This is a genomic window from Rothia sp. HMSC066G07 (genome assembly GCF_001814485.1).
Lineage (GTDB): Bacteria > Actinomycetota > Actinomycetes > Actinomycetales > Micrococcaceae > Rothia.
This window is the reverse complement of record NZ_KV816928.1, coordinates 1-9,023: the sequence shown is the minus strand read 5'-3', so window position 1 is coordinate 9,023 and position 9,023 is coordinate 1. Positions and strand designations below refer to the sequence as shown.

6 protein-coding genes are annotated in these 9,023 nt (G+C 52.9%); all 6 read right to left on the bottom strand.

Annotated features, from left to right (window positions below):
* Positions 1–85 precede the first annotated feature (85 nt).
* Positions 86–1,336: a multidrug effflux MFS transporter gene (locus tag HMPREF2971_RS06980; RefSeq protein ID WP_070692089.1), complete on the bottom strand. Its 1,251-nt coding sequence runs from the start codon at positions 1,334–1,336 to the stop codon at positions 86–88.
* An 803-nt stretch (positions 1,337–2,139) separates the two neighbouring features.
* Entirely contained in the window at positions 2,140–2,808 is a 669-nt protein-coding gene (locus HMPREF2971_RS06975; RefSeq protein WP_070692087.1) for a nucleoside/nucleotide kinase family protein, read from the bottom strand.
* Positions 2,805–3,284: a low molecular weight protein-tyrosine-phosphatase gene (locus HMPREF2971_RS06970; protein ID WP_246825085.1), complete on the bottom strand. Its 480-nt coding sequence runs from the start codon at positions 3,282–3,284 to the stop codon at positions 2,805–2,807. Before HMPREF2971_RS06970 ends, HMPREF2971_RS06975 begins: the two co-directional genes overlap by 4 nt.
* Positions 3,285–3,647: 363 nt before the next feature.
* Positions 3,648–4,937 (bottom strand): pentapeptide repeat-containing protein, encoded by a 1,290-nt coding sequence (locus HMPREF2971_RS06965; RefSeq protein WP_070692083.1) that lies wholly within the window; start codon positions 4,935–4,937, stop codon positions 3,648–3,650.
* A 159-nt stretch (positions 4,938–5,096) separates the two neighbouring features.
* On the bottom strand, positions 5,097–7,073 hold the full coding sequence (locus HMPREF2971_RS06960) for a pentapeptide repeat-containing protein (RefSeq protein ID WP_070692081.1): 1,977 nt from the start codon (positions 7,071–7,073) through the stop codon (positions 5,097–5,099).
* 166 nt (positions 7,074–7,239) lie between these two features.
* Positions 7,240–8,889, bottom strand: coding sequence for a pentapeptide repeat-containing protein (locus HMPREF2971_RS06955; protein ID WP_070692079.1), 1,650 nt, complete (start codon positions 8,887–8,889; stop codon positions 7,240–7,242).
* Positions 8,890–9,023: the final 134 nt, after the last annotated feature.

The window sequence follows — 9,023 nt, the reverse complement described above, 5'->3', positions numbered from 1 at the left end:
CTCGCTTCGCTTCGGACACCCTGATGTCGCTTACGGATAACACCGCCCCTCCTGGGCATGCATACAGATATGTACTTATGAACGGCTAGTGGCCTGCCGCCGGAGCGCCGTGACTCAAACCGTCCGCCGAGTAGTCCGAATCCTTACGCGGCGTAGTCCACAGCACCAGCGCCGTCAGGACCGCGAAACCAAAAATGGAGAAGCCCATCGGCAGGTACTCATGCTCACCAGCAAACGACACCAGCGGCGCCGCCAACGCGCCCAGCATCGCCTGAACCGTACCCATCACCGCCGAAGCACTACCCGCCATGTGGCGCGCCTCGTTCAACGCCAACGCCGAAGCATTACCAAAAATCAGGCCGCACGAGCTGGTCAGCAGGAACAGCAGAACCAGCGTCGGCACCAGCGAAATACCGACAAGGAAGCTAACCACCAGCAGCGAAGACACCACCAGCAGGCTAACCACTCCGACATTCACAATGCGGCGCTGCGCCACACGACCCACCAGCTTCGTCGCAATCGCACTGAACAGCACAATACCAATCGAGTTCACACCGAACACGATAGTGAACTCAGTCTCGGACAAGCCCAGAATCTTCTGCAACACAAACGTCGAACCGGAAATATACGAGAACAGCGCACCAAACGCGAAGCACATCGTCAGCATGAAACCCAGGTAGCGGCGAATCTTGAAGACCTTCGGCAGCTCCGAGTACACGCTCAGGGCGGTGCCCTGGTAGCGTTCCTCCACCGGCAGGGTCTCCTTAATCACGAAGATCACGCCGAGCATCATAATCGCGGTCACCACGCCGAGCACATGGAAAATATCGCGCCAGCTACCCCACGACAGCACCCAGCCACCAAACAGCGGCGCAAGCACCGGCGCGAAGCCGTTAATCATCATCATGACGCCCATGAGCTTAGCGGTCGCCAGGCCCTCAGTCGTATCAGCCACGATAGAACGCGCCAGCACCGCACCAATCGAACCGGTGAAGCCCATCATGAAACGCGCAAAAATCAGCAGCTCAATGTTCGGCGAGAAACCACACGCCACGGTCGCGATGAAGCAGACAACCACACCGAACAGCAGCGGCTTGCGGCGGCCTGTCTTATCCGATAGCGGGCCAACGACCAGCTGGCCGAGCGCCATACCGACCATGAACGCACTCAACGTCAGGGACGCGTTCGTGCTGGTCGTGTTCAGGTCCTCCGCGACAGCAGGTAGCGCGGCAAGGTACATGTCCGTAGCGAGCGGCGCAATAGCGGTCAGCAACGCCAGAACAACAATGAAAAGGGGCGACAGCCCAAAAGAGGTCTTAATCGACTTCGAAGACATTAGTCTTAGTTTTTCTTTCTGCGTGATGCACGTGCAACGGAGCCTGCGGCTCTAAAGAGTGGATGCGGCGGTGCCGGATCCGGGGATGAGCTTGCGCAGGCCAGAAGCACAACCTTTTCACCCTAGCAGAATCGGGGGTGGCTTCGTAAGTTAAACGTTTGACCTTTTTCGGTTTGGGGCGCTCTGCTTGGTTCCTTCGTACTTGGTTCGCTTGGGAGGCGGTATTCGCCCTCGTTCCTACAGGGGACCCGCCCTCGCAGAGCTCGGGCACCCTGATGTCACTACGGGCGATACCGCCTGCCTGCGTAGGTACAGCAAAGGGGCGGTGTTATCCACGCTCCGTTGGAGAGATAACACCGCCCCTTTAGCGGTTTGCCTTAGCCTGCCGCTCAGCACCCTAGCCCATGCAGAAATATTTGAGAAATATTCTTGAGAAGCATTGCTCGGTGCGACCGCATAACTTACGTTGGTCATACCACGCGATACGACCGGAGGGATACCTCAGATGCGCAAACACTATTACAAATATTTGCTATGCATCCTGCTGACCGTAGCTTGTGTCTTGCTCGTAATCCTCGCTGTACTTTCTAACAACAACCCGGGCAATGGAAAAGACGGTACTGCCTCCACACACGCGCCGGACAATACCTCAACCTACTGGGACAAAGACCGCATGGAATCCGCTAGCCCGGCTCCCATGCCTGAATAAAACAGGGCCTCAGTAAAACTGCCTCTGAATAGCCGTAGGGCCCAATGCTTCGAGATACACGAAGCATTGGGCCCTATTGTCTTGTAGGGGGCTGTTACTGCGCCGCGCTGTCGTAGATGAAGTCCACGGTCGCGTAGTCCTCCGGGATTTCGGCGAGTAGCGCCTCCTCCTGCGCCGCCCAGCGTTCCCAGTGTGGGCGGAACGCGTCACCGTCACGAGCCATGGCGCGTTCGTAACGCACCTCGTCCGGGGCGGTGGCGAGAATACGCACCTCGCAGGCGCCCGCAATCGCGCCGACACCCTCACAAATAATGACCTGCGTAGCCGCCGGGTCGACGGTGCGCACCTCACCGGGGGCGCCCGCCTCCCAATCCCACGGGGTGTAGGTCCCGGCAATACCCTCGGTCAGCTGCACGGACAGCGCGTCCCACGCCTCCACGCCGTCGAAGAGGCCGTCCCAGCCGGGGTAGAAGTCGTCCAGGTGCAGTACATGCACGCTGTGGCCGGCGGCGGTGAGCTCCTGCTCAAGCTGCGCGGCGAGGCTGGTTTTGCCGGTGCCGCTGCGGCCGTCAATGCCGATAATCAGCGGGATCTGCGCGAAGTCGGCAAGGAACTGTGCACGGAATTCGGTGAATTCGGCGGTGTCCATGTCAAAGTCGTTGCCGATGCCGTGCTCCAGGCGCAGCATGTCTTTGCAGAGTTCCAGGATTTCGGTGGTGCCGGTGACGCGGCGGTTCTGGTTCAGGGGAATACGCTGACTCACTGCGCGTCACCTTTCTGCTTGAGGTGGTTGATGAGGCCGCGTGCGGCGGCGTCAATGAGGTCGGTGGTGTACACGAAGTCGCGTTCGCTACCGTACCAGGGGTCGTAGATGCCGAGCTGGTCCAGGTGGGTGGTGGTGACCTTCGGGTCGAAGCTGCGCATCATACGGATTTTGGCTTTGTCGGCCTCGTCGCGGGCGAGGGATTTGAGGCGCAGGTAGTGGGGTGCGTCCATGGCGAGGATGAGGTCGTTGCGGTCGAAGTCCTCGACGGTGAAGACGCTGGCGCGGTGCGCGGACGGGTCGATACCGCGGGCGGTGAGCTGCGCGGCGGCGCGCGGGTCGATGCGGTTGCCTTCTTCTTCGTTGCTGATGCCGCTTGAGGTGACGGTGACGGGCACGCCGGCTTCTTGGGCATGCTGGCGGATGAGGTATTCGCCGACGGGGGAGCGGCAGATGTTGCCGGTGCAGACAGTCATGATTCGGTACATGGTTCTAGTGTATCGGTGGGGTAGTGGAAGGTTAGGCGCGGTGAGTGTTTGCGGTGAGTCTTTGGGTGGTTCGATAATGGGCGGAGGTGCTCGCAAGACTCAAAATGCAACAGCTGTGGATATATTTGCGCTTTATAAGACTGTTGTATCTGCAAAATGATGTATATGAGGGGAATCATAATCAGCCTTAAATATTAAAGATGTACCCAGATATATTTGACTCTTCTATCAAATTGGATTGCGGTTGTTTATCCGTAGCGTAGCGATGCACCTTTCCCATTTGTTCGCCACGGGTTTACAGAAAGAAGTCCCGCATGTATTGGATATACAAGCGGGACTTCTGGGTATTATTTATTGTGCACGTTCGCTTTTTTCATAATCTCCCGTTTCTTGATTCTTTGATTTAGGGTCGAAAAGGCGAGAATATTTTGGTATTTCCTGTGAGTTATTTTTAAATTCTATTGGGTATACCGGAAAGACTAGAGGAGAATCCCCTGAAGGAATTATGGAATCTGGTAAATCATATTTGAATCTGAAGTAATGAGATTTGTAAATTGTGAATAGCGCATCGGTGAATGAAGGCGTTTCATTGGAAATAAAGTTTGAGAAACTTGCCTTCTGGAAGAAGCGTGATTCACCAAAATCGACGCTATTGAAATGCGTGTCAGAAAACTGAACTTCGCCATTGAACTCGGCTCGCTCAAAAGAGTTTGAATTTTGGAAAAAGCAATCGCTAAAAGAGGTGAGGTGATTTTCATGAGTTGATTCATAAGTTGAAAATTTTGTAGATGTAAATTTTACACCACCCTTGAAATTAATATTTTTAAATTTTGCTGAGTAGAAGAACTTGGCCTCTGAAAAGTCTACATTCTTTTTGAATTCCATATCCTGGAGATCTAGTTCGTAGAAAAATACTGCTCCTTGAAACTCAAATAGTAAATCACTCCAGTTTGTTTTGTCTTTCTGTGAATCTTCTTTAGTTCGAATGGAAATTTCATTAAATATTGTTTTTCGAACTTCCCTTTCTCTGGCAGTAGCTTGGCCTGTCGCAAATTCATAGGGAGAACGAATATAAGCACAGAGGTTATTGATAATAACTTGCCCTTCTTTTTGTTGCTTTTTTGATTTGAGGTCCTTATCAGTAAGCCATTCATCTGCTAGACCGACGAGTGTATAAACGCCTCCTAGACGAATAGCAGAGTTAGCGTCCGCAAGTTGTTCTACAGCCTTGGTATAGCGGCTGCGGCGTTCAGCATGTACCTGGCGGGTGTAATCATCCTTGTTCTTCTGGATGTCATCCTCAATTTTTCGGCGGTCGATTTGATTTTTCCAGCTGTTCTGTAGAAGAGTCAGAATCGCGATAATTCCACCCGTGATATAGAGGATGTGTAGGCGTAAATCAGAGATAGATTTCTGTCTGATCTCATCTGCCTTAATATCTGCAGAATTATTGTTTGAAATTTGCCAGTCAATACAGTTTGGCACCATAAGAGCGGCTAAACCTCCTAAGAGGCCAAGAGAAACAATGACCCAGAAGAAGCGCTCTGGTTTATCAAAAAGCCACGTATATAAGTTAAAACGTGGTTTTTTGGTTTCTTGGTTCTGGTCGTTGGGAGACGGTGGTGAGACGTTCTCTGGCATGTTTGTTTCTCCTGTCTTCGCTGAAAGGAACGGTCACCTTTCAGTGTAGTGTACAGGCTACTCGTTGAGAGCTGCCTGCGGGCATAAATGAAGACCCCGCTACAGTGATGTGTGGCGGGGCTTCGAGGGAGCTGCGTCTAATGGATGGTGCTATAGGTGTTACTGTGCGGGCTCGCTGATGCGAGTATATTCCTTCTTATCTTCATCCCAGGAACCTGGGTCGTACAGTACAGTTCCGAGAGGGATAGCGAATGACTTATCAAGGAACCTAGCCGTCCCAAGACGAACAGGTGCGCTTGTTCCAGGAAATGAGAATAGATAATCATTTGGATCCGGTAGAGCAGAGAACCTAGCTTTGCAATTATCAATGACAAATATGGGCTCCGAGCTTTTGAAGTGTGTGTTGTAGAAATTCATGCCCTGGGCGAAGACCGCCCCAGGGAAAAGTGCTTCTTTTTCGAAAGTTGCTCCGAGGAAGCCTGCGTTTTGAAAGAAAACTGCCTTGCTGAAATCAGCGTTTCGAGGGAAAAATGCATTGCTGAAGTTAGCATCTTGAGAGAAGACTGCGTAACTAAAATCTGCATCTTTTTCAAAGATTGTCTCGCTAAATTTCATATATTGGGTGAAAGTTGCTTTGCAGAAGTTTACTTTTTCAGTGAATGTTGTCTGGGTAAAGTTTACGATTTTATCAAAGACAGTTTTGGTAAAGTACGCATTTTGGAGGAAAGTTGCATTAGCGAAATCAGCTCCTTGAGTGAAAGTAACTCTGGTAAAGTCTGCATCTTTCATTTTGAAAATTGCTTTATAGAAATCTGCTTCTTCTGCAAAAAATGAATCTTTGAATTCGGCGCCCTGTTCAAACATTGCACCTCGGAAGTCTGCATTTTTTTTAAAAAATACTTTGCAGAAGTCGGTGCTACTTTTGAAACTAGTTTCGTAGAAGTTTGCATAGTGTTCCCGCTTCTCCCCAAGAAATTTTGCTTCGAAGAAATTAGCAGGTTGTTCGAAATTTACTTTATAGAAATCTGCATGTTGGCGGAAAACTGTTTTGAAGAAGTTTGCCTCCTGGGTAAAGACTACGTTCCTGAAAGACGCTTTTTGAGCGAAATCTGCTTCGTTGAAGTTTGCTTCATGGGTGAATTTTACGCGGTTGAAGGAAGCTTTCCCGCCGAAGAAGGTTTTGACATCCCCTTGGCCAGAGAAATCTGCTACCTCGTTGAAGAGCACTTCGTTGAAGGTTGCTTCTTGAGCAAATTTTGAACCGTTAAATTTTGCCTTGCCGTTAAAAGTTGCTCGGCTAAAGTCTACGTTCTGGATAAAGGATGTCTTGAGGAAATTCGCGTCACCGTAGAATCTGGCAGAAGAGAAAATTGCTTTTTCAATGGTGAGGTTACTCAAAGGGTAGAAAATTGGTGCCCAACTGAAATCGAAATCAAATTCACTCCACGCGCCAGGGGTTACAAAAAAAATTCCGTTTTTATCTTCGGTGAAGGTACCGCTGCGATTGCTAATTTCTGCAAAAATTGTTCGTCGTACATCCTGTTCTTCACGAAACATGACCTGATCTGCTGTGAAGTCGCCTACATAATTAGTAGGCGCTACATCTACATCAGACTGAAGATATTCCGTCTTTGCTACCAGGGGGAAGGGTGCACGGACATATGAACAAAGATTATTGATAATAACCTGTCCTTCTTTTTGCTGTTCTTCCAGCTCGAGAGCATCATCAGTAAGCCACTCATCGACCAAACCTGCAAGGGTATAGATGCCGCCCAGACGGACGGCGGCTTTCTCGTCAGCTAGCTGCTCGACAGCTTTGGCATAGCGGCTACGACGTTCCGCGAGTACTTGACGGGTATGGTCCCGCTCATTCTTGCTCTTTTCATAGGTATTTTTGCGATGGGTCTCCGAGAGCGTGAGCATGGTAAGGGCTCCTGCTAAGACTGCGAGAATACCCTGACGAACGGACACAATGCTATTGCCATCATTGATGAGCCCAGGGATTAGCGTGGGAACGAAAAAAGCGCCGGGAACCCCAATCACGGCTAACAAAATGAGGACTGTATAAAACCAGTACTTACTCCACCAGCTAGGTTCCTGCAGCGGCTTTTTGGAATCTTTAATCGTTTTAACCATATCCCTATCTCTATCTCCTTTGAGAGAATGTTCACCTTCCAGCATAGGGTAAAGCTGCTTGCCATGAGTTGCGCCCGGTCATAACGAAGACCCCGCCAGCGCTGGATGTGCGGGCGGGGTCCGTACGTGTGTAGGAGCTTCCCCGACGGCGGGGGAGAGCTATGTGTTACTGCGCAGGCTCACTGATGCGGGTGTAGTCCTGCTTCTCTTCGTCCCAGGAATCCGGGTCGTACAGCACAGTGCCGAGAGGGAGAACGAACGTTCTATTAAGAAGCGTTGCTGTGCCGCAGCTGAAGCCGTGCGTGCTCTCCGGGCGCACCTCGAACAAGTAATCCTGCGGATCCGCTTGCGCCGAGAACCGGGCACTCTTCTGTTGACCCTCCGAGTCCCAAAAAGACGGCTCAGCGTACGAGAATCTAGTCTGCCTAAAATCAGCCTTCTGACTGAACTTCGCATCCGCAAAGTAGGCTCCCGCAAAGTTCGCCCCGTTAAAGCTCACCGCCCCCGCGAACGTCGCCCTACCGAAGCCGACAAATGCCGTGAACGTCGCCTCACTAAAGTCGGCGCCCTGCGCGAATGCCGCGTTAGCGAAGTTCGCGTACTGCGGGAAGTCCATCTCATAGCGCGTCCTCGGAAGCGCAATAAAAGACGCCCGGCTGAACGTGGCGTCGCCGTAGAACCGCGCCCCACCAAAATCCTCGTACTGCGTGAAGGACGCCCCGCTAAAGTCCGCCGCGCTCGCAAAGCGTACGTTGCTGAACATTGCGGACTGCTTGGTGACTACACCGGCAAAGCGCGCGACCCCGCCGAACAGCGACTTGGAGAACACCGCAGGCTGGTTGAAGACCGACGCGGCGAAGTGTGCTTCATCGTGGAACGTGGAGGCGGTGAATACTGCCTTTCCGTCGAAGGTGACCGCCGCGAAGCTGGCTATGCCTGCGGTGTTTAAGCGTGAAAAGTTGGCGTCGGCCTCGAAGGAAGCTACCCCGAAGTCGGCCGCAGCTGAAAAGACCACGTCTGAGAAGTCAACCTCGCCGGTGAAGGTCACGGTTGCGAAGCTTGCCGCGTCCGCAAAGCGTGCCTCGCCGAATTCTGCCGCGCCTGCGAAGTGTGCGGCGCTGAAGCCCACCCAGTCGTTGAAGTTTGCGCTGTGGAAGGATGCGTCAGCCGTGAACTGTGCCGCCGAGAAGCTGGTGTCACCGTGGAAGGTTGAACCAGAGAAATCCGCCTGTCCGTAGAAGGTTGCGGAGGCGAAGTCGGCGTTCTGAAAGTGCAGCTGCCGCAACGGGTAGAAGATGGGCGCACCACCAAAGTCGAAGCGCAAATCAGACCACGTCGGCGATAGCGACGGCACCGTATGCTGGCTTTCCCCGTTACCTTTTTCGTTGCGCTCGGTGACCGCGGCGAAGCGGCGGCTGAGTTCCATAAAGACGGTGCGGCGCACCAGCTGTTCCTCGCGTAGCGCCACCTGATCGCGCGTAAAGTCGCCTTCGTACCCTTCGGGGGCCTCGTCTGCTTCTAAGACCTGCCGTTTCTGCGCGAGGGGGTAGGGCGTGCGGATGCACCCGGTCAGCGCGTCGATAATGGTCTGGGCTTCTTCGCGGCGTACTTGCGTGGGGAGGGAGGTGTCAGTGAGCCATCCGTCCGCGAGGTTTACGAGCGTGAATACCGCGCCGAGGCGTACGGCGGGTTGTCCGTCGAGGAATTGTTCGAGAGCGTGCGTGTAGCGTTTGCGCCGCCTGGCCTGCCTCTGCTGGATGTGGGCCGAGGTGTTTTTGCGTTGCCGTAGCGCAGTTAAGAGTTTGTTGAGGTTCATGGCGGTGTGCCCTTCCTGCTCCGGTGCTGGCTTATATCCAGCATAGGGGAGAGCCCCACCCTTGCGCGCTCGCGCTGGGCAAAGAGAGGCCCCGCCTGCACGATATGAACTGCCTCCCGTTTCTTGGACAACGA